This is a genomic window from Mycobacterium sp. (assembly GCF_035633495.1).
GTDB lineage: Bacteria > Actinomycetota > Actinomycetes > Mycobacteriales > Mycobacteriaceae > Mycobacterium.
This window is the reverse complement of record NZ_DASQEU010000180.1, coordinates 34,343-58,806: the sequence shown is the minus strand read 5'-3', so window position 1 is coordinate 58,806 and position 24,464 is coordinate 34,343. Positions and strand designations below refer to the sequence as shown.

Below are 24,464 nucleotides of genomic sequence, written 5' to 3'. Positions count from 1 at the left end.
AAAATCCGGCTACTGACCCGAATCGCCTTCGGATTCCGCTCCCCAGAAGCACTCGTGGCCCTGGCCATGCTTGCCCTCGGCGGCCACCGCCCCGCGCTACCGGGACGCACCAAACACCCACGGATCCGTCAGTAGAGCCCGAAAAATCTCAATTACCTTGACAGATTCCGCTGCGAGATAGATTTCGAGGTCTACACATTTTCCGCGACTGAAGTATGCCTCCATGGTTTTGCGGATCGCGTCGCGACCTGCGACCGGCGCGTAGGGGCCGGCGTACAACGCAAGGTCCTCGGCGAAGTGACCCATGACCGCGTCGACATCGTTACGACCCCTCGTGGCCATCTCGGCCCGAATAATGGGACTGTGGTGCCTCTCTATTTGTCAAGAGGCGTCTGCGACTGCTTCCGAAGATTTTCGGGTGGCGCGGTTTTCGTCTAAGAGCATGAGTCGGCAGAGGTGTCCGGCGAGGTGTCGTTTGAGCGCGCGGGTGGCGTAGCGATGCGATGCGCCTTCGGCGATCTTCTTGTCGTAGTAGGCGCGGCCGGTTCTGGCCGGCATCCCGATCTGGATCATCGCGATGGTGTAAATCGCGGAGATCAGCTGGCGTTCCCTTAGCGGGAGAGCCGGTGCCGGGAGGCGTCGGCGCTGGCGATCTGGACCGGCGCGGTGCCGGTGTAGTTCGCGTACGCCGCGGCCGAGGCGAACCTGCTCGCTGGTCCGGTGCGACCGAGCAGGCGGGCGGCCAGGACGGGTCCGACGCCGTCGATCTCGCGCAACCTGGTGCCGTGCTTGTCGAGCAGTGCCGTCATCTTCTTCTCGTTCGCCTCGAGCTGGTCGTCGAAACGGCGGACGTCGGCGATGAGTTCCTTGGCCAGCTCCACCCGAACGCGGTCCGGACCGGTGCGGGGCCGGAACCCGCGCAGCGCGCTGGTCGCCTTGGCGGGGGTCAGCGCGGTGAGATATGAGACTGATCGGTTCCGCTCTCGAAGACTCCAGACCGTTGCGTTGTTCAATCGGCAGCCAGAACTCGGCCCTGGTCGTCGACTGTGCGCCCGAGAAAGGCCATGAGCCGGGCAGTGGGCGACGAGTCCTCTGGCGCGCATTGAGCCGGCCCGAAGCCGCCCGGGCGCCTCAGCGTATCCTCCGGCACAGAGTCCACCAGCCCACGGCACAGCGCCAGCAGGTCCTCAGGCAGCTCGACCAGCCGGCCTCGTGAACTGTGTACGTCCCAGCCGTGCAGGGCCACGTCAGAGACGGGAAAGGTCAGCGCCCGGCGCAGCGGAACCTCGCCCTCCTGCGACGCCCGCATCGCGTCCAGGTCGGCCCCGGACAGGGCGTCGCGCAGTCGGGCAGCCAGCTCACGAAGCCGCGCCGCCGGGTCCTCGCATACCCAGTCAGCCGGCTGGGAGGGACCGCCCCAGACCTCCCCGTCTTCGACGAACGCCACGTTCTTCGCTGCGCTGCCGGTGGCGTGACCCACCAGGTCACGCACGCTCCAGTCCTTGAGGTTGGACGGCTGGCCCCAGCTCTCCGGCGGAGTCTGGTGCACGGCGTTGATGAGTAGATCGATCGCTTCGATGGCCATCATGTCGATCCGGGCACTCCCGTCGGTCATGCCGCAGATTGTAGAGTCCCAGGCACGCGCGTCACGAAAGATCCCGGCCAGGTTTTCTCTACGGGCAAGTTGTGAACCCGTAGGCGTTCTATGGGTTTGATGTCTTCGCCCGTGCCGAGGCTGGGAGGAACTCGGATCAGTCTGATGGTGCGATCCGCAGGATGACCCGCGGTTTGCGTCCTCGAGCGGCGATCATCTCGAGCGTGGTGATGATCCGATACTGCAGGCCGTACTTGCGCTGGATCACGCCCCGCAGCCGCTCCACAGTCGCGGCATCGGTAATCACCTGTGCGGTGCCCGCGACGGGCACGACACCGTCGGCCACCTTGCCGAAGCGGCCGCTGGGTGCTAGCAGCACTCTGGGGTCATTGCCCACCCGTTTGACTTTCCAGCTGTCGGCAGGTGTCCACACGAACAGGTCAGCACCATCGCGACCGATCCACATCGGCGTCGAGATCCCTTCGCCGTTGCGCTTGAACGTGGTGAGCGCGACGAATCGCTGCTCAGCCAGTGCGGCTATCAATTCGCTGACCACATCCCAAATGATAGGCAACAGTGCGGGTGCCGCAACTGGCCAATACATTTCGCAGAAACGCTGATGCTGGCCGGGCTCACACCGTCCATCGGGACCGACGGCGATGCCCTCGACATGCCCTGGCCGAAACCACCAGCGGGCTCTACAACACCATGAGCGTGCGCGAGGGTTCCCCGTTCCGCACCGGGCGATCCACACCCTGGCCGACCTGGAGAACATCACCTCCGCGGGGGTGCCCTGGTACAACGAGCACAGGCTCAGGCGCCGTCCACCCGCAGAAGCCGACGCCAGCCACTACGCTCACCGACAGGTCGGAATGCACACCGATCACCGGTAACGAGGTGTGCATGAAACCGGGGATGCTTCACGGGTCGATGCGGATGCGGATGCATCGCGTCGTCCGTGGACGCCTCGCACCCCAGCGGGCGAACTTCCACGGCGATCCGCTCCTGCCCGTGGAGGCCGAGGGGGTAGGCGAGGACTTCGTTCAGGTAAGGAACCCGTCCCACTTGGGCTCATACGACCACACCCCGGGATCGTCGGGCACCTTGGTGGCCGCCTTGGCCAACTTCGGCTTGACGGGGGCTGCACGGGGAGATCCACGCTTTCCATACTCACGTAGACCGCCGTTGCCGGGCAATGTCATCGCCGAGGTCATCGCAGGGGTCGTCGCCGGACGACAATGAGGCAATGCAGCTGCCCATCATGCCGCCGGTCTCACCGATGCTGGCCAAGTCGGTTTCCGAGATACCTCCCGACGCCTCGTATGAGCCGAAGTGGGACGGGTTCCGATCCATCTGCTTCCGGGATGGCGACGAGGTTCAGCTGGGCAGCCGCAACGAGCGACCTCTCACTCGCTACTTCCCCGAGCTGGTGTCGGCAGCGGCGGCCGAGTTGCCGGACCGCTGCGTGATCGACGGGGAGATCGTCATCACGGGCGAACACGGCTTGGACTTCGAGACGCTGCAGCTGCGCCTTCACCCCGCCCCTTCGCGGGTGCGCATGCTCGCCGAGCAGACGCCGGCCTCGTTCATCGCCTTCGATCTGCTCGCCCTCGATGACGAGGACTACACCGGGCGACCGTTCACCGAGCGCAGGGCCGCGCTCGTCGAGGCGTTGTCGGGTTCTGGCCCCACCTTCCACGTCACCCCGGCGACCACCGACTTGGCGATTGCCACGCGATGGTTCGACGAGTTCGAGGGCGCCGGCCTCGACGGCGTGATCGCGAAGCCCCTGATGGTCACCTATCAGCCGGACAAGCGCGTCATGTACAAGATCAAGCACCAACGGACCGCCGACTGCGTCGTCGCCGGCTACCGCGTGCACAAGTCCGGCGACGATGCGATCGGCTCGCTTCTGCTCGGGCTGTACCGCGACGATGGCGCCCTCGCGTCGGTCGGCGTGATCGGCGCCTTCCCGATGGCGAAACGGCGCCAGTTGTTCGCCGAATTGCAGCCGTTGGTAACCACTTTCGACGAGCATCCGTGGAACTGGACGGCGCATGCAGCGGAAAGAAGCACGCCCCGGAAGAACGAGGGCTCGCGCTGGAACGCAGGCAAGGACCTCTCCTTCGTGCCGCTGCGCCCCGAACGCGTGGTCGAGGCCCGCTACGACCACATGGAGGGCGAAAGGTTCCGTCACACCGCCCAATTCAACCGGTGGCGACCCGACCGCGACCCACGCACGTGCACCTACGCCCAGCTCGAGCAGCCGCTGACCTTCAACCTTCGTGACATCGTCCCGGGACTCGGCCGGCGCTGACTCAGGCTTCTGCTCTGCCGGGTAGTCACTGCAGCCGATCCAGTGCCAGGTAGAGGAGAGTCGTATGAAGCGCTGGAAAGACGGACCTCTCCACCCCGCGTCGAGGACCAGCCCCCGCCACGTCCAAACCACTAGGCGTGAGCAAGTCCCTCTCAGAGGGACCGCCAGGTCGCGTCGGCCGCGTAGAGGTGAACCAGCCCCGACGCCACGGCGAACCGCGGACCGTGCAGTCCGTCGATGTTCGCCCGCCCCACCACCACGGACGTGGAGCGCAAGGCCTCCGCGACGGTGCGCAGCAGTTCATCGTCGAGCGCCCCTCCCCCGGCCAGCACCAGCGCTGGCGGGGTGTCCTCGAAGGCCCGCATGCACCGGACGATGTTGGCCGCGACCGTCTCCTGCTTGATCGCGAGCCGCAGACTGCGCCATTCCTCGGCGGCCAGCTTGTTCGAGAACGGCACGAGCCCGGCGCTTCCGCGGGTGCACAACCGACCGATCGCGTCGGCGGGAGCCGGGCTGTCCAGGAACAGTCGGCGGCCGTCCTCCTCGTGCGCGACGTGCGGACCCTCCACCCGTAGGGCGGGCGTCCGCTTGACGCGCTCCGCCAGTGCGCGGGGGATGCCGAGCACCCTGGCCACCGCCGTCGTGATCGCCTCTCCCGCACCGGCTGCGGTCACCGCCCGGTCCACCCCGATCAGGTCGATGGTGCCTCCGCCGATGTCACAGACGACGGTGCCCGGCGGCAGCCCCGGCGTCGTGCGGGCACCGACCGCCGCGGCGTCGGGCTCGGTGGCGATGGTGCGGGTCGGGCGGCCGGTCAGGTCCTGCAGGGTCGTCGCCGCATCGGCGACGAGGTCCGCGGCCAGCAACGCGACGACGGTGCCGCGAGCATCGGCGACGCCGCGCCGCAGCCACGCCCCGTTGTCGATTGACGACAGGTCGGTGAAGAACGCGTCGTCTACGGCGATGCCGTCCTGAGCCGTTCGAACCGACTGCAGACGTACCTCCACGACGGTGCCCGGCGGTGCGAGCCGCAGCACGCTGTGCGCCTGGGCGGGCGAATACCGCACCACGCGTCCGTCGACCCTGCAGTCGACGTAGTCGTCGTCGACCGAAGGCGGATCGGGTGGCCCGGTGCGGCGGGTCACGGCGATGGCCGGAGAGTCCGCCAACTCGCGCGTGAACTCGGCCACGTGCTGGATCTCGTCGTGCCCCAGTTCGAGGGCGACGCAGAGTGCGATCGGATCGGCCATCGCGCGGTAGGCGCGGCCCTCGGCGACGACCTCCACCGCGATCAACGCCCCCGGTGCGACACCGTCGAGGGCGACCTCGTCGACGACCGGCACGTCGACCGAGATCCGGTTGCGGATCAGCACGGCATCGTCCTGCGCGGCGATCACCCCGACGACGTCCCAACCGCGCTCCACTGCCGCCGCGATCTCCACGGCCGCCACTTCGAAGTCGGTCGTCGCGTCGACGGAAACCACTGCCGGGCCGTCGATTACGTCGCCGTGCAGGCTGCTCAGCGGGCGGTGCCTGCCCACCCCGAAGCCGGTCCCCGCCGGTGTGCTGGCGTCGACCGCACGCAGGCTTCGCACCGGCGAGGATGGCGAGGACGGCGGTGGCAGCGGTGCGGTCGCGGTGTCCACCGGCCGCAGCGCAGCCAGGAGCAGTTCGTCGGCCGCGACGCCCGCCTCGACTTCGAGCTTGTGCAACAACGCCGCCGCGCCCTGCAACGACTCCGTGGAACCCTTGCGTCCACGCGTCGGCCCCTCACCGTGAGCGACCTGTTCCACCGCCTCCGCACCGACGCGCGCCAGGACGATCTCCGTGGTGTGGTTGCCGACGTCCACCCCGGCTACCACGACCGTCACCGCAACAGACCCCGCCTGGAGTAGACGACGCCGGCCTGACGCACCAGTTCGGCACAGCGGGAGGCCCCCCGGGTCTCGAGCGATACGCGCAATGCCTCCAACTCCTGGGCCGTGGAGCGGTGTGGACGCAGCGCCTCGTACAGCTGCATCACTTCCTCGTCGTCGATCGTCGCGAGTTCCGCTGCGCGCAAGAAGTTCTCGGCCAGTTGCGGGTTGCCGCCCTCTTCGGCGACGACGGCCTGGTGAGCCAGCGTCGCCGGATTCATCCGAAGATCGGACAGGCTCAGATTGCCGTCGACGGCGGCCTCGACCGTGAACTTCTCGTCGGACATCAGCGCTGCACCTTCACCGTCATGGGCGCCTGACCCGGTTCGCACGCCTCGCGCTCGAGGGCGACCAGCGCGACGGCGCGGGCGTGGTAGCGGGCGGAGATCGACTCGTCGGTGCCGCCGGTGAAGATGGGCACGGGGGCCATCCCCTTGGCGTGCCTGGCGGCGTTCCTGCCCAGCTCGCGGTACATAGAAGCGGTCAACAGGGGCGCGACGCTGAACAGCTCCAAGTTCGCCAGCGGCGCCAGATCGCGGCGGTGGATGAGGGCGGTCCCCTTGCCCTGCAACCCGATTCCGATCCCCGACCCCGACAGGCGGGCGGCGGTCAGACCGATCAGGCCGACGTCGATTGTTGAACGGATCCGCACCAGGCGCGGCACGCAGCCCTCCTCCTCGAGTCCGGCCGAGATCTGCCGCAGCACTTCGCCGATCGTGAGGCCGCACAGCGACAGCCAGACCGTCCGGCCCAGCGCAGGCGAGAGCCCGATGCACACTTCGCGGGGATCGCCGCCTTGGCGCGCGGTCTCGACGTCGGCGAACCCGACGTGGTCGCGATGCTCGGCCTGGTCGGCTGTCAGTTCAGCAGCCGTCCGCGCCTGCCGGATGGCGTCGATCTCTGCGCGACGCTCCGCCGTCAGTGCGTAGCCGCTGCCCGGGCCCGCGTAGTCGTTCGGGTCGGTGATCTTGGACAGCACCCGCATGTCCGCGTCGAAGATCGCCGACGTCTGAAGTTGGTCTCCGCGCAGGCGTTCCCGGGTCAGGTGCATGATGGCTTCGGCTTCCTCGTCGTAGCCGGTGCGCTTGAGCGAGGCGATCACGTCGAAGACGGTCAGCTGTTTGGCCTCGATCGCCGAGGCCGCCTCGGCGACGGCCTTCGGGTCGCCGGGCGTCAGGTCGCGAGATCCGTTGGCCACCACCACGGCATCGACCCGGTCGTCGTCGAAGTCGGCGAGCCCGAGATCGCGGTACACCGCTTGCACGGCCGTCGCGGCGCGGCGCCGGACCCGCGCCAGGTGCTCCACGGGGACCGTCCGCAGACCGCCGTCGACACCCCAGTCCCGTTGCAGCACGAGGAAGTCATCCATGTCGTCGGAGTTGAAGTTCGACAGCGCAAAGGCATTGTCGTAGCGCGGAATCGAGCCGAAACCCGAGAAGATGAAGTCCGCTCCGGCCAGCAGCACGGGCAGGGTGTGCGCGCTGCGACGGATGTCGGATTCGGAGATCAGGTTGTCGTTGCCGGCGCAGGATTCGAGATCGCGCAGCATGACCATCAGATTCTCGGCGAGCAGTTCCTTCATGCCGTCGGGCACCGAGGCGACCACGCCGACGCCGTCGATGCCACCGTTCTGCACGCCCTGGGATCCCAGCGCCCGCGCCAGCGAGACGCACCGCGACTCCAGGTACAGGATGGAGCACTTCTCGGCAGCCCCCATCAGTACCTCCGCACCGCCCCCGCTGGTCACTCGCATCTTGAGACCCCTGGACGCGTACGCGGAGGTCAGGATCGCCTTGGAGAACGGGGTGTCGTCACCGTCGACGAACACCTGCTCGGTGCCGTAGAGGGAGATCGTCTCGGCGTAACTGGTCAGCCCGCGCAGACCCAGCCGCAGTTCCAACGCCTCTTCGATGGAGCACTGGGCCATGGCCCCGGGGATGCCGACCTGGCTGCCGATCAGCAGTGCGACGGCGTTGGAAGGCGCATCGCCCAGCACCGGCACCGTCGTCTCGACCTCACGGAATCCGTAGGCGACGGCACTGGCCGCATCGGCCGCGATCAACAGCGGGTCGTCGAGCTGGTTGGTCACGTGCGCCTGATTGCTCGGCGTCCTCCTGGCCCGCATCCTGGTCATCGCCATCTGCATCTCGACGGGTGAGAGCGCCGCGACTACGCGCGCCAGTTTGGCGGGCGTGATGCCACCGATCAGGCGCACCACCTCCGCGCGGGGCACGTTGAAGTCGACGGTCATGCGAGCCAGGACCTGGTCATCCAGCGCCATGGCTTCCTCGGCGACGTCGAGATCCAGTCCGTAGCGTGCGATGAACTCGTCGATCACGTCGAAGTCGTCGGCCACCTTGCCGTCGAGTTCGACGACGACCTTGCCGTCCGGGCCGTCCCGCACCACGAGCGACGGCTCGGGATCGAAGGGGCTATGCATGGCGACCAATCCGAGATCCGGGTTGGCGACGCTGAAGCCGTCGAGGTTCACCGCTTTCGCGTCGAGGATTCGCATCCGCCCCTGGTCGAGATCCCCGTCACGCGCGTGGACGTCATCCATCGGGATCCATTGGCCGGTTCCTCCTCGTGCTGGAGTCCTCATCCTCTCATCGTCGCGCGCGGAGGCAACACCAATTTGGAACCATTGACACAAATGGTCGGCCCATTTACGGTGACCTGGACGGCCAGGCCATCCGAGTAGAGGGGCGGCATGCACGACTACGGCACGTTCTCGTTCGAGTCCAAGGCGCAGGTACTGGAACAGGCGAAGAAGTACTGGAACCCGAACAAGACGCAGTTCTGGACGGACGCAGGCGTCGACCTCGTCGTCGATCGCAGGGACGGATACTTCCTGTGGGACATGGGCGGTCGGCGACTGATCGACATGCACCTCAACGGCGGCACCTACAACCTCGGCCACCGCAATCCCGAGATCATGGCTGCCCTGATCGACGGCATGCAGTACTTCGACATCGGCAACCACCACTTCCCGTCGGTCGCCCGCACCGCCTTGGCGCAGCGGTTGGTCGACTCGGCGGCCGCGTCGATCACCAAGGTGGCCTTCGGATCCGGCGGCGGTGAGGCGATCGACATCGCGCTCAAGAGCGCCAGGCACGCCACCCAGCGTCGCAAGATCGTCTCGATCATCAAGGCGTACCACGGCCACACCGGCCTGGCCGTCGCCACCGGTGATGACCGGTTCTCCAAGCTGTTCCTCTCCGACCGGCCCGACGAGTTCGTGCAGGTGCCGTTCGGCGACGTCGACGCCATGGAACGGGCGCTGTCCGGCGGCGACGTCGCCGCCGTGATCATGGAGACCATCCCGGCCACCTACGGATTCCCGCTTCCCCCAACGGGTTACCTCGAAGCGGTCAAGGAACTCACCGAACGCTACGACGCGCTCTACATCGCCGACGAGGTGCAGACGGGCTTGATGCGCACCGGCGAGATGTGGGGCATCACCAAGCACGGCATCGAGCCCGACATCATGGTCGCGGGCAAGGGCCTGTCGGGCGGCATGTACCCGATCACCGCGGCCATGCTCGGCGACCGGGCCGCGCAATGGCTCGACGAGGACGGCTTCGCCCACATCTCGACCTTCGGCGGTGCTGAGCTCGGCTGCGTGGCCGCCATCAAGACGTTGGAGATCACCAGCCGCCCGGAGGTCCGATCCTCGGTGCACGCGATCACCGAGGTCTTCGCCGAGGGGCTCGCCCGGATCAAGGCCGACCACTCGGACTGGTTCGTCGGCATCCGGCAGAACGGCGTGGTGATCGGCCTCGAGTTCAACCACCCCGAGGGCGCCAAGTTCGTGATGCGCGAGCTCTACGAGAACGGCGTCTGGGCCATCTTCTCCACGCTGGATCCCCGTGTCCTGCAGTTCAAACCGGGATTGCTCCTGAGTCGCGAGCTGTGTGACGACGTGTTGGAACGCTTGAACGTGGCGGTTGGCAAGGCGGCCGCGGCAGCGCAGCGGAGGTGACGATGGGGGATTCAGAAGGCACCTTCGTCGCGGACGACGTCGAGGTCGCCAAGAGCGCTCTCGCGGAATACGACCTGCCTCCCGATTCGACGCTGCGTCTGCTGAATCTCTCCGAGAACGCCACCTACGCAGTGCAGGACGCCATGACCGGCGGGCAGTCGATCCTGCGCGTGCACCGCAAGGGCTACCACCGCCCACACGAGATCGAGTCTGAACTCGACTGGCTCGATGCTCTGCGGCGCGGCCGCGAGGTCACCGTTCCCACCGTGCTTCCGGCACGTGACGGGCGGCGCGTGGTGACGGTCGACCAACGTGGAACCCCGCGCCACGTCGTGCACTTCGAGATGGTCGCAGGCACCGAGCCCGACGAGGCGACACTGACCGTCGAGGACTTCCACACACTGGGCCGGATCACGGCGTCCCTGCACGACCACTCGCGGGAATGGGTCCGCCCGCCTGGCTTCGGTCGGTTCTCCTGGGACTGGCAACACAGCCTCGGCGACCAGCCCCGCTGGGGCCGCTGGCAGGACGCGACCGGCGTCGGCGCCCCGGAGTCCGTGGTGCTGGATCGGGCCGTGGCACTCCTGGAGCGACGGCTGCACGAGTACGGGTCGGGACCCGAGGTCTTCGGTCTCGTCCACGCCGATCTGCGGCTGGCCAACCTCCTCGTCGATGGGGACGACATCACCGTCATCGACTTCGACGACTGCGGCTTCGGTTGGTACTTCTACGATTTCGGCACGGCGGTGTCCTTCTTCGAAGACGACCCGGCCGTGCCCGAGTGGCAGAATGCCTGGGTCACGGGTTACCGCACGCGTCGGCCGCTGCCCGCGGCCGACGAGGCGATGTTGCCGTCGTTCGTGCTCCTGCGCAGGCTGCTGTTGCTGGCGTGGATGGGCTCCCACAGCCATTCCAAGGAATCGCAGGCGATGTCGATTACGTACGCCAAGGGCAGCTGCGAACTCGCGGAACGCTATCTGAGCTTCGACGGCCGACGGCTGGCCTGAGTCCCCGACTGAAAGGCATCACGACATGTTCAACTCACTGCAGGGCCGCTCCGCCGTCGTGACCGGCGGAAGCAAGGGCATCGGCCGGGGCATCGCCGAGACGTTCGCAGCCGCGGGGGTCGACGTCGTCATCACCGGCCGCAACCAGGCCGACGTCGACACTGCCGTCGCCGAACTGGCGGGCAAGCCCGGCACCGTGACCGGAGTGGCCGCCGACGTGACGAGCCCCGACGACTGCCGGCGCGTGGTCGCCGAGGCGGTGAAAAGGCATGGTGCGCTTGACATCGTGTGCGCCAACGCGGGCATCTTCCCGTCGGGCCGGCTAGAGGATCTCACGCCCGAGGACATCGAGGAGGTGATCGGCGTGAACTTCAAGGGCACGGTGTACATCGTCCAGGCCGCACTATCGGCGCTGACCGACAGCGGTCACGGCCGGGTCGTCATCACGTCGTCGATCACGGGGCCGATCACCGGCTATCCAGGGTGGTCGCATTACGGCGCCAGCAAGGCCGCGCAACTCGGGTTCATGCGCACCGCAGCAATGGAGTTGGCGCCCAAGAACATCACGATCAACGCCGTGCTGCCCGGCAACATCATCACCGAGGGTCTGATCGACATGGGCCAGGAGTACATGGACCAGATGGTCGCAGCCGTACCCGCCGGGCGACTCGGCACCGTGGCGGACATCGGCAACGCCGCACTCTTCTTCGCCACCGACGAGGCCGGTTACATCACGGGCCAGTCCCTCGTCGTGGACGGTGGCCAGATTCTGCCCGAGTCCCAGGCGGCGATCGCCGAGCAGTAGTCCGGGCGCCACGAGGATTGGTTCAACCACATCGCGGAGAGGAGCGATGCGTTGCCGAAGACAACGGAGGAACTGCGGCGGCGGATCGTCGCCGACATCAACGCAGGTGTGCCGGGTGCCAAGCTCGGCAGCGAACGCGATCTCGCCGAGCGCTACTCCACCAGCCGCTCCAGCCTGCGTCAGATGCTCGCGGCGTTGGAGGAGGCCGGCCTGGTTCATCGAGCCATCGGCCGCGCGGGCGGCATCTTCATCAGCCACGCCCAGGTGCAGCGCAGCCTGTCCGACGTCGTCGGAGTACCCGCCTTCCTCGCCAACCAGGGATACGTCGCCGGGACCCGCGTGCTGTCGACGAAGATCACCCCGCCGGACCGCATCACGCAGAAGGCCTTGAAGATCGGCGCCGGAGACTTCGTCGTCGAGATCCAGCGCGTCCGCCTCGCGGACGGGTCGCCGATCTCCCTGGAGCTGGCGCAGTTTCCCGCCGAGGCATTCCCGGGACTGCTCGAGAAGCAGCTCGGCGGATCGATCTACGAAATCCTCGAGAACGACTACTGCCTCGTCACGTCCCGGGCGGACGAGCGGATCGAAGCCGTCAACGCCACGCCGGACGAAGCCTCGCTGTTGGCCATCAAGCCGCGCTCGGCGCTGCTGCTCATCACCCGCATCGCCTACGACCAGCAAGACGCGCCGTACGAATTCTCCCGCGACCTGTTCCGCGGTGATCGCACGCGGTTGGCCGTCACCGTTGCGGGGCGGGGCATCGGGGTGCAGTCGCCGGCGGCCATCGCGACGGTGGCCCTGCAGAGCCAGGACGTACGGGCCAAGGCGAGCTGACGCCTGCAGAATCTGATTACGCGCATATTTGGCGACCGCGGCTATTACCGTTCAATCCGAATCATTCCGGGGGACGAGAGGTCAGGTCAACCATGGACGTCTTCGGCGATTTCGACGTGCCGTTCGACCGGTCGAATGATCCCAAGCGCGAGCCAGGGCCGATCAGCCTACGGCGCTACCAGTACACGCCGGCCTTTGCCGGCATCGCGACGTTCCTCGGTGTTCCGCTGTGCCTGAATCAGGAGGACCTTCGTGCGGGCAAGGTCGACGTAGCCGTCGTCGGTGCACCCGTGGACATGTCTCTCGGACACCGAGGTGCCGCCTATGGACCTCGAGCGCTGAGGGCCGATGAGAGACTTCTGCCGAACATGCCGGAGATGTTGACCAACGCCACCACCCGGACGAAGCCATTTGAAACGTTGACGGTGGTGGACTATGGAGATGCCGCGGTCGACGGGATGAGCATCGAAAAGTCGATGGAGCCGATTCGCACGCTGGTCCGCGAGATCGCCGAGGTTGGTGCCATCCCGATCGTGCTTGGCGGGGACCATTCGATCCTCTGGCCAGACGCCGCGGCGCTCGCCGACGTGTATGGAGCCGGCAAGATCGGGGTGATCCATTTCGATGCTCACCCTGACTGTGCTGACGGAACTCTCGGGCACCTGGTGTCGCACGGGACTCCGGTTCGTCGGCTGATCGAGGACGAACACGTTCCTGCCAGGAACTTCATCCAGATCGGCTTGCGCAGTGCCGTTTCGCCCGACGATGAACTCTTCGCATGGATGCGCGACAACGGATTGCGGACGCACTACATGGCAGAGATCGACCGACGTGGATTCAACGCGGTCCTGGAGGACGCCATCGCCGAAGCGCTCGACGGACCGGAGTACCTGTTCCTGTCGCTGGACATCGACGTCCTCGATCCGGCCTTCGCCCCAGGCACCGGTACACCAGAACCGCCGGGTTTGACCAACCGCGAGTTGCTTCCCGCCCTGCGCAGGATCTGTCACGAAACTCCGGTCGTCGGAATGGAGGTGGTGGAAGTAGCCCCTCACCTCGATCCGGGATACACCACGACGATGAACGCCCGCCGGGCGATCTTCGAGTGCCTCACCGGCTTCGCGATGCGCCGTGCCGGAATACCCGGTCCGGACTACGTCCACCCGGATGTCGCTGGAAGACCTTGACCTCAAGTGTGGTTGATGTTTGACCATGGGTTGCACCTACCAAGGAGGAACCCATGCGACCCATTCGCACCGATCTGTGGGAAGCGCGCGTCGACCGCCCCTACCCCGGCCTGACCACCCACGCCTACCTCTGGACGGGTGGACCCGAAGGCAACGTGCTGTTCTACGGGACGCAGACCGACGCCGACTTTGACGCCATCGAAGGTCTGGGAGGCGTTGCCCACCAATATCTCTCGCACCGCGACGAGGCAGGGCCCATGCTGAGTCGCATCCAGGATCGCTTCGGCGCGCGACTGCATGCCCCCGCCGCCGAATTGCTCGAGATCGGTCAGCACGCGCATGTCCACGTACCGCTGGCGAGCAGGCACGTCGATACCAACGGCATCGAGGTGATCCCCACGCCGGGCCACTCCCCCGGCAGCACCAGCTATCTTGTGCCCGGCGCCAACGGGCAGTGCTACCTGTTCACCGGCGACACGATAATGCTTGGCGCCGATGGCGATTGGGTGGCAGGCCACATCCCGCCAATCAGCGAGGCCGGTCCCCTCGCGGACAGCCTGCGTCTCCTGGGCACGCTGCGACCCGACCTGGTGATCTCCAGCGCCTTTCCAGGCGAAACCGCCGTCCACGTGCCCGGCGGCGGCCATTGGGCAGAGTGTGTGCAGCAGGCATGCTCGCGATTGGCCGAGGTCGCCTAGATTACGGCCATGAGACCCGCAGGCCGGTTCGCGCCAAGTCCTTCGGCCGACCTGCACATCGGCAACGTACGCACGGCTTTACTGGCGTGGCTCTTCGCCAAGTCGACGGACCGCCGCTTCCTGATCCGCGTCGAGGACCTCGACGACCGCACGTTCGACGACGTGGCCGAACGTCAACTCCGCGACCTGGCCGCGGTTGGCCTCGAGTGGGACGAGCCACCGGAGTATCAGACGGCCCACGAGTCGCGTTACGACGCGGTGATCGACGACCTTGTCAGTCGCGGGCTCACCTACGAATGTCATTGCAGCAGAAAGGACATCCAGCAGGCGCCACGGGCACCTCATGCCCCCGAGGGCGCATACCCCGGTACGTGTCGCGACCTCACCGACGCCGAGCGCGCCGCCCGACGAACCTCGGGCCGAGCTCCCGCGTTGCGGCTGAGATCGGACGTCGACGAGTTCACCGTCACCGACGCGCTGCAGGGCAGCTACACCGGCGTCGTCGACGACCTGGTGCTGCGCCGCGGCGACGGTGTGCCCGCCTACAACCTCGCGGTCGTCGTCGACGATGCGGCGAACGGCGTCGACCAGGTGGTCCGAGGCGACGACCTGCTGTCGTCGTCGCCGCGGCAGGCCTATCTGGGATCGTTGCTGGGATACCCGCAACCGGTCTATGCGCACGTTCCGCTCGTCCTCAACGCGCAGGGCGAGCGCCTGGCCAAACGCGATGGCGCCGTCACCCTCGACCAGATCGGGGTGCCGCGAGCGCTGGAGCAGATCGCCGCGTCGCTGGGCTTCCGGACCGCTTCTCTTTACGGGATGCTCGCCGAGTTCGATCCGGTGCTGCTGCCGCAAGAACCCTGGGTTTATCAGCCGGGGTGAGCAGAACCCTTCGATCTTGTCGGTGCTTGCTAGGTTCCGGCCCTGACTTATTCTTACGGCGGGGCCTACTCGCGCTGGTGGTGCCCTTGTCCGCGAGCGTGCGTGTCTGCGGCCGACACGCCGGTCGACGATCGTAGTTCGCGCACGCTCGCGGTCTACGCGAGCAGCAGTTCGACTGCCCTGGAGGCACTTTGGACGGCGCTCTCCATGGTGGCCGACCAGTCGGTGGCGGTCCAGTCACCTGCCAGCACGAGGGAGGGCACCGAAGTGCGTTGTGGAGGACGGAGGGAATCCATGCCGACGACCTGGGAGAAGGTGGCCTTCGGCATCTTGACCACCTGCGCCTCGACCACTCTGGCGTCGGCGGCGGCCGGGTAGTAACGACGAAGCAGCGCCATCTGTTCGGTGACGATGTCGTCACCCGTCATGTGAATCTGCGCGTAAGCGCCGCTCGTGGTCAGGCAGTAGAGCCATCCGCGGTCGGTGCTTCTGCCATGCATGATCTGCCGGTCGAAGACCTCGTCGATGACGCCCGTCCCGCCGATCAGCCCCTCGAAGGCCGACTCGGTGCCGAGCGGACGATCCAGGTACAGATTGGTGCTGACGATTGGCGTATAGCCCAATTTGTCGGCTGCAGAATAGATTTCGCCGTGCTCCGGCAGCTCGTCGAGTAGTCCGCCGATGTTGGAGTTGGGCACGGCGCATACGACGGCATCGGCAGGCACAGTCGTCCCGTCGTTGAGAAGCACGCCGGTGACCGCGCCGTCGCAGATCTGAATCCGTTGTGCCACTGCCCGGTACCGCACTCGGACACCGCGTTCGGAGAAGACTCTGATCGCCCCCGAGACGAAGAGGGTGTCGAGGTCGACGGTGGGGTAGCCGATCGTGACGGGCGTCCGGTGTTTCATGCCCATCCGGACTCCGGTGGCCATCACACTGGCGAACACCTTGGCAGACCCCTGCGTCACCGGCTCGGCCGCGATGCCCAGGGCGAGCCAGTCCCACAATGCTTCTCGCGCGTGGGCGGGCATGTCGACTCGTTCAAGCCACTGCTCGGTGGTGAGGTCGGCCAGATCGGCGGGCTGGTAAAGGGCTTGCCAGCCCAGCCGCAGGGTCGCGCGGGCAGCCCGGAGCCGATCGACCAGGCTGGCGTCGGGATGGACGCCGAACAGCGTCCGCAGTGCGCCAAGTCCGGTCGTCTGAACGGACACGTTGCGGCCGTCGGGCCAGCGAAGCGTCGAAGTCTTCGGAAACGCGACGAACTGACGCGTACCGACGCTGGTGAGATAACGGAAGAGGTGCTCGTAGCCGCTGGCGATGACGTGCTGCCCGTTGTCCGGCAGATCGTCGACCTGCTCGGCCCGCATCGCGTGGGTACGCCCGCCGAGTTGACCTCGCCGCTCGAGGAGGGTGACGTCCTTGCCCGCCTCGGCCAGCCACACCGCGGAGGCCAGGCCGGCCAACCCGCCGCCGATGACCACGTATCGTCGCCCGTCGTCGCCCATTCGCCCAACCTACGCTCCGCGGAGGCCCTCACCCGATATCGCCGAACGTGGATTACCGCCACGCTGATCGGCGGAAAAGCCTGGCGGTAATCCCGTTTCGCGGCCAAGCTGAGGGGATGTCACAGCCAAGAACGGTCGAAGCCGACGTCGTCGTGGTGGGTGCGGGCCTCTCGGGGATGATCGCCGCCCGAAAGCTGCTCGAAGCCGGACTGGTGCCGCTGATCCTGGAGGCGGACGAGCGCGTCGGCGGACGCATTCTCACCGAGGAGGTGTTGGCGGGGGTGACGGTCGACATCGGGGCACAGTGGATCGGCGACACGCACGAGCGGATGTTCCGACTGGCCGCCGAGCTCGGGGTGGAGACTTTTCCCCAGTATGACGAGGGCGAGACGTCGTACGACCTCGACGGCTCCGGCGTCGCGCGCGAGAACGCGTTTCAGGCTCGCTTCGAGAGCGAGCTGGCGGAACTCGAGAGTGTGCTGCGGCGTCTGGACGAGCTGGCCGCGGACGTGCCCGTCGAAGCGCCGTGGCTGGCTCCCCGGGCTGACGAATGGGATGTCATCAGCGCGGGCACTTGGTATGACGCGCAGGGACTTTCGCCCATCGCCCGGACGCTCCTCGAGATCTGCACCGTCGGCATCCTCGCGGTTCCGACCGTTGAGGTGTCGTTCCTGCACCTGTTGTTCACCATCCAGACCTGCGGAGTGACGTCCGAGATCTTCGCGGAGTCCGAGGGCGGTGCCCAGACCACGCGCTTCGTCGGCGGCGCCAGCGAGATCCCGCGCCGACTCGCTGCCCTGATCACCGACCACATCGTGCTCGAGGCCCCGGTGCAGCTCATCGAACACACCGCGGACAGCGTCGCGGTGCACTGCCGAGGCGGTCTGGTGGCTCGCGGCCGCAGAGTCATCGTTGCCATCTCACCCACCCTCGCCGGACGCATCATGTACGACCCGCCACTGTCCGGCATTCGGGATCAGCTCACGCAGCGGTTGCCCAACGGCTCGGCCATGAAGGCGTTCTTCGTCTACGGCGAACCCTTCTGGCGCGCCGACGGTTTCAACGGTCAACTCATCTCCGACGTCGGCCCGGCCCGGATGTCCAACGACTCGTGCATTCCCGGCGACGATCACGGCGTGATCCTGATGTTCCTGGAAGGCGATCAGGCGCGCACGTTCGGGCGGCTTCCCGAGGACGAGCGCCGGACGGCTCTGACGGCAGAGCTGGTGCGCCACTTCGGCGCCAAAGCCGCGAAACCCGAGTTCTACGTCGACGGGGAGTGGTCGGATCGGCAGTGGACCCGCGGCTGTTACAACGCCAACCACGGCCCTCACGTGTGGACCACCTACGGTCCTGCACTGGCGGCGCCGATCGGCGTGATCCATTGGGCGTCAACTGATACGGCCACCCACTGGAGTGCGTACATGGAGGGTGCCGTCGAGGCGGGCGAGCGGGCGGCGCAGGCGATCATCGCCGAATTATCCTGATCTCCTCGCGATTTCGGCGCGCTTCCGTTCGGTATGCGACAGTTTCCGCGCCGAAATCGCGAAGGGAGGGACCGCTCTTCGCCGGGTGAGCGGCCCGTCGATGCGCGCTCCGCGGCCGCCAGCAGCTCGTCCCGGAACTGCGGGTGTGCGATCGCCGCAAGCGCCTCTCCGCGCCCGTGGACGGTCTCGCCTTCTAGTTCGGCGACGCCGTACTCCGTGACGATCACGTCGACCTGGTGCCGCGGCGTGGTGATCACCGCGCCGGGGCCGAACCACGCCACGATCCGCGACTGAAGTTCGCCGTCCTTGGAGAACGTCGAGGGCAGACAGATCAGCGAGCGGTCGGACAGTTCGAGCGCGGCGCCTGCCACGAAGTCCTCGGCACCTCCGATACCGCTGAACTGGTCGCCGGCGATCGTGTCGGCGACGACCTGGCCGTGGATGTCGATCGCGAGCGCGCCGTTGATCGAGATCATGTCGTTGTTGGCGCCTATCACCTCCGGCGAGTTGACGACCTCCACCGGCAGGAACGCGACGTCGGTGTTGCCGTCCAACCAGCCATAGAGTTCCGTCGACCCGAATGCGAACGTCGTCACGCTCACGCCGTCGTACTGACCCTTGAAGCCGTTGATGATCTTGCCGGCGTCATGCAGCTTCATGCAGCCGTCGGTGAACATCTCACTGTGCAACCCGTAGTCGCCGCCGTCGCCCTCGGCCAGGAGCACCGCAATCTGGTTGGGGATGGAACCGATGCCCGTCTGCAGCGTCGCGCCCGACGGGATCAAGCCGGCGGCGTGGCGGGCGATCGCCTGGTCGACGTCGGTGGGCGCCGCGTCGCCTCCCGGCAGCGCGAGCGGTGCGTCGGTCGAGTGCACCAGGACGTCGATCTGGTCCACGTGCAGCGCGTGGCGATAGTCAGCACCATGTCCGAATGTTCTTGGGTACGAGTCCGATACCTCGACGACGAGCAGCCGACCGGGGTCGGCGCCCGCGCGGCGCAACTCGCTAACCGTGCCACCCGCATGCAGAGACAGGGAGCACCAGCCGTCGGCGTCGGGCGGGGTCGCGACAGTCGTCATCACCCGCGGCGCCTGTCGTTCGAGCAGCGGCCCGAAGAAGCCCGACAGGTAGTGGACGCCGGGCCGCGAGAAGAGTTCGGTGCCGACCGCGAGCAGTGCGCCGTACACCCGCAGCTCCGCCCAGTCCTCGCGCTCGCCGAGCGCACGCAGGAACGCCGGCGGTTGGCCGGGGCCGAGCGGCATGCCTAGCGCGTCTTCGGGTTCGAGACGGGCGGCGGCCTGCTCGGCGGTGAGCTCCTGTGGCATGGGCGCGACCCTATCCCGCCACGCGATTTCGGCGCGCTAACTGTCGCCCAGCGAACGTTAGCGCGCCGAAATCGCTACAGGGTGACGGGTAGTGAGGCCATCCCGCGCAGCGTCAGGTTCGGCTTGTACACGGGCTCGCCGGCCAGCGTCGCGTTCGGGAAGCGTGCGGTCACCGCCGAGAGGGCGACCCTCGCCTCCAACCGGGCAAGGGGTGCACCCAGACAGAAGTGCACGCCATGGCCGAACGCCAGGTGCCGGATCGCGTTGCGCGGCAGCCAGAAGCAGCATCATGGTGTCCCCCTTTGGCACGACGACGTCACCGATCGTCATCTCCTCGGCGGCCGTGCGTCCGGCCAGCTGCACCGGCGGGTCGTACCGCAGCGTCTCCTCGATGATCGTCGACGCACGCTCGGGATCACCGCCGAGGGCGGCCCAGTACTGCGGCTGGCGCAGCATCGCCAGGATCGCATTTGCGATCAGGTTGACGGTGGTCTCGTGCCCCGCGATCAGCAACAGGTTGCAGGTGGCGACGATCTCCTCGGTGGTCAACTGATCGCCGTCTTCCTCGGCCGCGATCAGGGCTGAGATCAGGTCCTCGCGGGGGGCGGCCCGCCGCTCCTCGACGAGTCCCGCGAGATACCCGCGCAGCCAACGCCCCGCCTCCATGCGCGCGCGGAAGCTGTCGGGAACGTCACCGGTGATCGTGATGAACGGGTCGAGTCCCTGCGCGAGCAGTGCCGAGGCCCTGCTGAACTCCGGCTCGTCCTCGATCGGCACGCCGAGCATCCGGCAGATCACGGCGACGGGCAGTGGATACGCGAGGTCGGCGATGACGTCGAACTGACCGGCCTCTGCCACCTCGTCGAGTAGCGAATCGACCATGGCGGTGATGTCGGCCTCGAGCGCCTTGACCCGCCTGGGTGCGAACGCCTGCTGTGCCAGCTTCCGCAGCCGGGTGTGGTCGTGCGGGTCGAGGAACAGGAACCCGGGCTGTCCGAACGGCCGCGGCTCGGCCCCCTTCGCGATCTCGCGCTGGGCGACGTTGGACTTCAACCGATCACTCGCCGACGACGGATGCCGCAGCACGTCTCCGCAATCCTAGGACGACGAGAAGACGACGAGGTTGGCCTCGGGCAACAGCATCGGCCCGCGTTCCAGGATCTGCCGGTAGACGGGATAGGGTTCGGCGCGGTTCGACGGGTCGAGCAGCTGCACCAACAACCCTTGCGATTCCGCTGTGGTGGTCATGCACTTATTGTGCACGCGTTGAAGAAGATGTCACTGAAGACTGTCTAAGAGCTGTAGTAACGCCCAAGCACGTGCTCACGGAGTTCGTCGAATTCGCCCGCAATGATGGCGGCCCGGATCTCATCCACCAGACGGATCACGAACCGCTCGTTGTGAATCGTGCACAGCGTCGAGGACAACATCTCCTTCGCCTTGAAGAGGTGGTGGATGTAGGCGCGCGTGTAGTTGGCGCACGTGTAGCAGTCGCATTCGGCGTCGATGGGCGTGAAGTCGCGCCTGTAGCGCGCACCGGTGATGTTGTAGCGGCCCGTCGCCGAATACACCGCGGCGTTGCGGGCCACCCGTGAGGGCGATACGCAGTCGAACGTGTCCGCACCGGCGGCGACGGCGGCGAACAGGTCGTCGGGCTCGCTGATGCCGAGCAGGTGGCGGGGCTTGTCGTCGGGCAGCTCGTCGGTGCACCAGCCGACGATGGTCGCCAGATTCTGTTTCTCGAGCGCACCGCCGATGCCGTAGCCGTCGAAGCCGCGGCCGTGGGCGTCCACGATCTCGGTCAGCCCGCGAGACGCCTGCCGTCGGAGGTCCTCATACTGTGCGCCCTGCACGACGCCGAACAGCGCCTGCGGTGGCTTGTCGGCCCGTTCCACGCTGAGCCGACGGTGTTCGGCGAGGCATCGCACCGCCCAGTCGTGGGTGCGCCGCACCGAACTCTCCTGGTAGCCACGGGTGTTCATGAGGGTGGTGAGCTCGTCGAACGCGAAGATGACGTCCGCACCGAGCTGATGCTGGATACCGATCGCCACCTCGGGAGTGAAGCGGTGGGTGGAGCCGTCCGTGTGCGACCGGAATGTCACGCCGTCGTCGTCGACGTGGGCCAACCGCTCCTTGCCTTCGGCGATCACGTCGTCGGCCTGGACGCGCCCGGCGTCCATCGACAACACCTTCTTGAATCCGACGCCGAGGGAGAGCACCTGAAAGCCGCCGCTGTCGGTGAACGTCGGGCCGGGCCAGTTCATGAAGGCACCGAGCCCGCCCGCCCCGTCGACGACGTCGGGTCCGGGTTGCAGGTACAGGTGATAGGCGTTGGCCAGAACTGCCTGCGCACCAACGTCCTTCATGGACTCGGGCAGCACGGCCTTGACGGTCGCCGCCGTGCCGACCGCAATGAACGCGGGTGTGTGGATGTCGCCGTGTGGGGTGTGGATGACGCCGGCTCGCCCGGATCGTCCCGGCAGTTCAGCCTCGACCTCGAAGAATTCCTGGGACGGGGTGCTCACCGCTGTAGATTCTCACATCATGCGTGCGCTGCTGACCGGCGGCACGTTCAGAGGAAGCCCGCGATCGCCGCGGCGAGCTCTTCGCCTGCGTCCTCTTGAAGGAAGTGCCCGGCGTCGTGGATCACGGGGTGCTCGATCCCCTGCGCACCCCGCATCTGACTGATGAAGATCGGCCTCATCGCACCCGTGATCGGATCACCGTCACTGAAGGCCACCAACATCGGGGTCGTACTGTCGCACAACGTCTTCCACGCGGCGCGGTTGGCTGCGCTCGCGGGGTCGTCCGGCGATGTCGGCACCAGACCCGGCATCGCGCGCGGGCCCGCACAGTACGAATCGTCGGGGAACGGTGCGTCGTATGCGGCGCGCACCGCGTCACTCATCGGTCGCTTGCAGCCAGACTGGACGAACCGCCCGACCTCGATCTCGGGCATCCCCTGGATCGCCTTGCGGAACTTCCACCAGATGTCGGGCATCGGCAGGTCACCCGTCGGCAGACCCGTGTTGGCGACGACGATCCGCGCGAACCGGTCGGGATGCTCGGCCGCGAGGCGCAACCCGATCAGACCGCCCCAGTCCTGACCGACGAGGGTGACGCGCCGCAAGTCGAGTTCGTCGAAGGCGACGGCGCGCATCCACTCGACGTGTCGCGCGTAGGTATGGTCACCGATGCCCGTGGGCTTGTCCGAGCGGCCGAAGCCGACCAGATCGGGACAGATCACGCGGTGACCGGCAGCGGCCAGGATGGGGATCATCCGCCGGTACAGGTACGACCAGGTCGGTTCGCCGTGAAGCAGCAACACCGGATCGGCCTCGGCGGGACCGTCTTCCACCCACCCGACCCGAAGGTGTCCGCCGTCCCCGTCGTCGACGTCGCAATAGCGGGGCGAGTACGGAAAATCCGGCAAGTCAGCAAATCGATCTTCCGGGGTGCGCAAGGACTCCATGATCGTGAATCTACCGCCGGGCGCTTGCTCAGTTCGCGCGATCGTCCCCCTCCCCAAAACTGCGGGTGCCGGCCACGCGATTGCCAGCAGATCCGGAGGAAGTATTTCGCGAAATCCCATGTCCGCTGGTAGGCGGCACCCCATACTGCCTTGGACGATCCGCTGATCTTGACGGGTCGCACGGACAGAAGGAGAACAGTGGTGAAGCAGAGTTTGCTGGTTGCCGTAGGTGGCACCGCGATCGTCGTCGCCGGTCTGGCGGGCTGTTCGTCGGGAGACAAGTCTTCGTCGGGATCATCCCCGTCGAGTGCCGCGGCGAGCACGGGCACCACCGTGACCATCGACGGTCAGCCCAAGGACGTCGGCGGCTCCGTCGTGTGCGCGACCGTCGGCGGGAACGTGAACGTCGCCATCGGCGAGGCCATGACCGGAATCGCCGCCGTCATCAGCGATGGCGACTCGCCCACCGTCACCTCCGTCGCCCTCGGCAACGTCAACGGCATCACCCTCGCGGTCGGCGGCGGCCAGGGCGACGCCACGGCCACGAAGGACGGCAAGTCCTACAAGATCACCGGTAACGCCGTGGGTGTCGACATGGCCAACCCGATGCAGCCGGCCAAGAAGCCCTTCGAACTGGATTTCACCTGCCCGTAGTTCGCGGCGCACCAGTCAAGGGTATCGAGCGGACGGCGGCGTTCCGCAAGGGACGCCGCCGTTGGCCACTGAGGTGTCGTTTGATCGACCGACACCCGGGGACGATGCAACCAGCAAACTTCGTCGCCGTCGGACGTGGGCTATCGATTCCGCCTTGGAACACCCCCGCGGCGTAACGACCGAGTTGCCAGCACGCTGTTCGGGGGTTGGCCGTGGCAAAGCATCGGATGCCGAAGAAGCTCTGGACGCGCGGGGCAGGCATTGCCGCGGCGGCCTAGTGTCGCCACATGAGCGGGGCGTGCCTCAGGAGGGCGACCGACGGAGACGTCGACGGGATCAACCGACTGATCCTGGCGGCCTTCGGCAAGTACGTCGACAGGATCGGTAGACCGCCTTCACCGATGACCGCCGACTACGCCGAACTGCTTCAGACGTCACGGGTTTGGGTCGTCGAGGACGGACGCGAGGTGGTCGGCTTCCTCGTCACACAGGCCGAAGCCGATCATCTGCTGGTCGACAGCATCGCCGTCGCGCCCACCGCGCAGGGCGGCGGCCACGGGGGTGCCCTCCTCGAACGGGCCGAACGAGACGCACGCGAACTGGGCCTGCCCGAGATCCGACTGTGCACCAACGAGGCGATGATGGAGAACCTCGAGTTCTATCCCCGGCGCGGCTTTCACGAGACGGGCCGCGGCGTTCAGGACGGGTATCACCGGGTGTTCTTCACCAAGGTGCTGAGCGCCGGCGCCTCCGACCCTCCCGCGGGACGCGCAGAACCCCGGCCACGTTGATAACAGAG

Annotated in this window: 22 protein-coding genes and 3 pseudogenes; 12 read left to right on the top strand and 13 right to left on the bottom strand. The window is 67.0% G+C overall.

What is annotated here, in order from left to right; genetic code table 11:
* A partial coding sequence (locus tag VET27_RS26025; protein ID WP_526522872.1) for a hypothetical protein occupies window positions 1-135 on the top strand: 135 nt, incomplete at its 5' end.
* A gap of 246 nt (window positions 136-381) precedes the next feature.
* Here VET27_RS26025 and VET27_RS26020 read toward each other — a convergent pair.
* From VET27_RS26020 to VET27_RS26000, 5 genes and pseudogenes are all read right to left on the bottom strand, one after another.
* Complete coding sequence (locus VET27_RS26020; RefSeq protein ID WP_526522851.1) at window positions 382-573, bottom strand: hypothetical protein; 192 nt, start codon at window positions 571-573, stop codon at window positions 382-384.
* A gap of 38 nt (window positions 574-611) precedes the next feature.
* Window positions 612-1,013: a transposase gene (locus VET27_RS26015; protein ID WP_526522849.1), complete on the bottom strand. Its 402-nt coding sequence runs from the start codon at window positions 1,011-1,013 to the stop codon at window positions 612-614.
* Window positions 1,010-1,615, bottom strand: coding sequence for a TIGR03086 family metal-binding protein (locus tag VET27_RS26010; RefSeq protein ID WP_526522847.1), 606 nt, complete (start codon window positions 1,613-1,615; stop codon window positions 1,010-1,012). The genes VET27_RS26015 and VET27_RS26010 overlap by 4 nt, the downstream gene beginning before the upstream one ends.
* Window positions 1,616-1,751: 136 nt before the next feature.
* Window positions 1,752-2,150 (bottom strand): PPOX class F420-dependent oxidoreductase, encoded by a 399-nt coding sequence (locus tag VET27_RS26005; RefSeq protein ID WP_526522845.1) that lies wholly within the window; start codon window positions 2,148-2,150, stop codon window positions 1,752-1,754.
* Between the two features lie 496 nt (window positions 2,151-2,646).
* A pseudogene (locus VET27_RS26000) lies at window positions 2,647-2,762 on the bottom strand (ATP-dependent DNA ligase); the annotation flags it as partial.
* A 78-nt stretch (window positions 2,763-2,840) separates the two neighbouring features.
* On the opposite strand from VET27_RS26000, the gene VET27_RS25995 reads away from it, so the two are divergent.
* Window positions 2,841-3,911 (top strand): ATP-dependent DNA ligase, encoded by a 1,071-nt coding sequence (locus VET27_RS25995; RefSeq protein WP_526522843.1) that lies wholly within the window; start codon window positions 2,841-2,843, stop codon window positions 3,909-3,911.
* A gap of 152 nt (window positions 3,912-4,063) precedes the next feature.
* Here VET27_RS25995 and VET27_RS25990 read toward each other — a convergent pair whose 3' ends face one another.
* From VET27_RS25990 to VET27_RS25980, 3 genes are read right to left on the bottom strand one after another with little or no spacing between them, the layout of a single operon-like run.
* Entirely contained in the window at window positions 4,064-5,773 is a 1,710-nt protein-coding gene (locus tag VET27_RS25990; RefSeq protein ID WP_526522870.1) for a diol dehydratase reactivase ATPase-like domain-containing protein, read from the bottom strand.
* Between the two features lie 5 nt (window positions 5,774-5,778).
* Window positions 5,779-6,114 carry a diol dehydratase small subunit gene (locus tag VET27_RS25985; RefSeq protein ID WP_526522841.1) on the bottom strand — a complete coding sequence of 112 codons (336 nt, stop codon included), beginning with the start codon at window positions 6,112-6,114 and terminating at the stop codon, window positions 5,779-5,781.
* Entirely contained in the window at window positions 6,114-8,342 is a 2,229-nt protein-coding gene (locus tag VET27_RS25980; protein ID WP_526522868.1) for a propanediol/glycerol family dehydratase large subunit, read from the bottom strand. Before VET27_RS25980 ends, VET27_RS25985 begins: the two co-directional genes overlap by 1 nt.
* Window positions 8,343-8,537: 195 nt before the next feature.
* On the opposite strand from VET27_RS25980, the gene VET27_RS25975 reads away from it, so the two are divergent.
* The 7 genes from VET27_RS25975 to gluQRS all read left to right on the top strand — a co-directional run bounded on the left by VET27_RS25975 (window position 8,538) and on the right by gluQRS (window position 15,222).
* Window positions 8,538-9,809, top strand: a complete 1,272-nt coding sequence (locus tag VET27_RS25975; protein ID WP_526522839.1) for a class-III pyridoxal-phosphate-dependent aminotransferase — start codon at window positions 8,538-8,540, stop codon at window positions 9,807-9,809.
* Window positions 9,810-9,811: 2 nt separating this feature from the next.
* On the top strand, window positions 9,812-10,816 hold the full coding sequence (locus tag VET27_RS25970; protein WP_526522837.1) for a phosphotransferase enzyme family protein: 1,005 nt from the start codon (window positions 9,812-9,814) through the stop codon (window positions 10,814-10,816).
* A 25-nt stretch (window positions 10,817-10,841) separates the two neighbouring features.
* Entirely contained in the window at window positions 10,842-11,621 is a 780-nt protein-coding gene (fabG, locus tag VET27_RS25965) for a 3-oxoacyl-ACP reductase FabG (protein ID WP_526522835.1), read from the top strand.
* A 51-nt stretch (window positions 11,622-11,672) separates the two neighbouring features.
* Window positions 11,673-12,455 (top strand): GntR family transcriptional regulator, encoded by a 783-nt coding sequence (locus tag VET27_RS25960; RefSeq protein WP_526522833.1) that lies wholly within the window; start codon window positions 11,673-11,675, stop codon window positions 12,453-12,455.
* Window positions 12,456-12,547: 92 nt separating this feature from the next.
* Window positions 12,548-13,642: an agmatinase family protein gene (locus VET27_RS25955; RefSeq protein WP_526522831.1), complete on the top strand. Its 1,095-nt coding sequence runs from the start codon at window positions 12,548-12,550 to the stop codon at window positions 13,640-13,642.
* Window positions 13,643-13,695: 53 nt separating this feature from the next.
* Window positions 13,696-14,340 carry an MBL fold metallo-hydrolase gene (locus tag VET27_RS25950; protein ID WP_526522829.1) on the top strand — a complete coding sequence of 215 codons (645 nt, stop codon included), beginning with the start codon at window positions 13,696-13,698 and terminating at the stop codon, window positions 14,338-14,340.
* A 9-nt stretch (window positions 14,341-14,349) separates the two neighbouring features.
* A complete protein-coding gene (gene gluQRS, locus VET27_RS25945; protein WP_526522827.1) occupies window positions 14,350-15,222 on the top strand; it encodes a tRNA glutamyl-Q(34) synthetase GluQRS in 873 nt (290 codons plus the stop codon).
* 155 nt (window positions 15,223-15,377) lie between these two features.
* Here the strand turns inward: gluQRS and hpnE are convergent, their stop codons facing one another.
* Entirely contained in the window at window positions 15,378-16,727 is a 1,350-nt protein-coding gene (gene hpnE, locus VET27_RS25940; protein WP_526522826.1) for a hydroxysqualene dehydroxylase HpnE, read from the bottom strand.
* 116 nt (window positions 16,728-16,843) lie between these two features.
* Between hpnE and VET27_RS25935 the strand changes: the two genes are divergently transcribed.
* On the top strand, window positions 16,844-18,214 hold the full coding sequence (locus VET27_RS25935; RefSeq protein WP_526522824.1) for a flavin monoamine oxidase family protein: 1,371 nt from the start codon (window positions 16,844-16,846) through the stop codon (window positions 18,212-18,214).
* An 83-nt stretch (window positions 18,215-18,297) separates the two neighbouring features.
* Here the strand turns inward: VET27_RS25935 and VET27_RS25930 are convergent.
* The 4 genes and pseudogenes from VET27_RS25930 to VET27_RS25915 form a co-directional block, all read right to left on the bottom strand.
* Window positions 18,298-19,539, bottom strand: a pseudogene (locus tag VET27_RS25930) (acetyl-CoA hydrolase/transferase family protein); the annotation flags it as partial.
* A gap of 74 nt (window positions 19,540-19,613) precedes the next feature.
* Window positions 19,614-20,787, bottom strand: a pseudogene (locus tag VET27_RS25925) (cytochrome P450).
* 44 nt (window positions 20,788-20,831) lie between these two features.
* Window positions 20,832-22,064 carry a tRNA guanosine(34) transglycosylase Tgt gene (gene tgt, locus VET27_RS25920; protein ID WP_526522822.1) on the bottom strand — a complete coding sequence of 411 codons (1,233 nt, stop codon included), beginning with the start codon at window positions 22,062-22,064 and terminating at the stop codon, window positions 20,832-20,834.
* A 47-nt stretch (window positions 22,065-22,111) separates the two neighbouring features.
* Window positions 22,112-23,011 carry an alpha/beta fold hydrolase gene (locus VET27_RS25915; protein WP_526522820.1) on the bottom strand — a complete coding sequence of 300 codons (900 nt, stop codon included), beginning with the start codon at window positions 23,009-23,011 and terminating at the stop codon, window positions 22,112-22,114.
* A gap of 201 nt (window positions 23,012-23,212) precedes the next feature.
* Between VET27_RS25915 and VET27_RS25910 the strand changes: the two genes are divergently transcribed.
* Window positions 23,213-23,665: a lipoprotein LpqH gene (locus VET27_RS25910; protein WP_526522818.1), complete on the top strand. Its 453-nt coding sequence runs from the start codon at window positions 23,213-23,215 to the stop codon at window positions 23,663-23,665.
* A gap of 287 nt (window positions 23,666-23,952) precedes the next feature.
* Window positions 23,953-24,456 carry a GNAT family N-acetyltransferase gene (locus VET27_RS25905; RefSeq protein WP_526522816.1) on the top strand — a complete coding sequence of 168 codons (504 nt, stop codon included), beginning with the start codon at window positions 23,953-23,955 and terminating at the stop codon, window positions 24,454-24,456.
* Window positions 24,457-24,464: the final 8 nt, after the last annotated feature.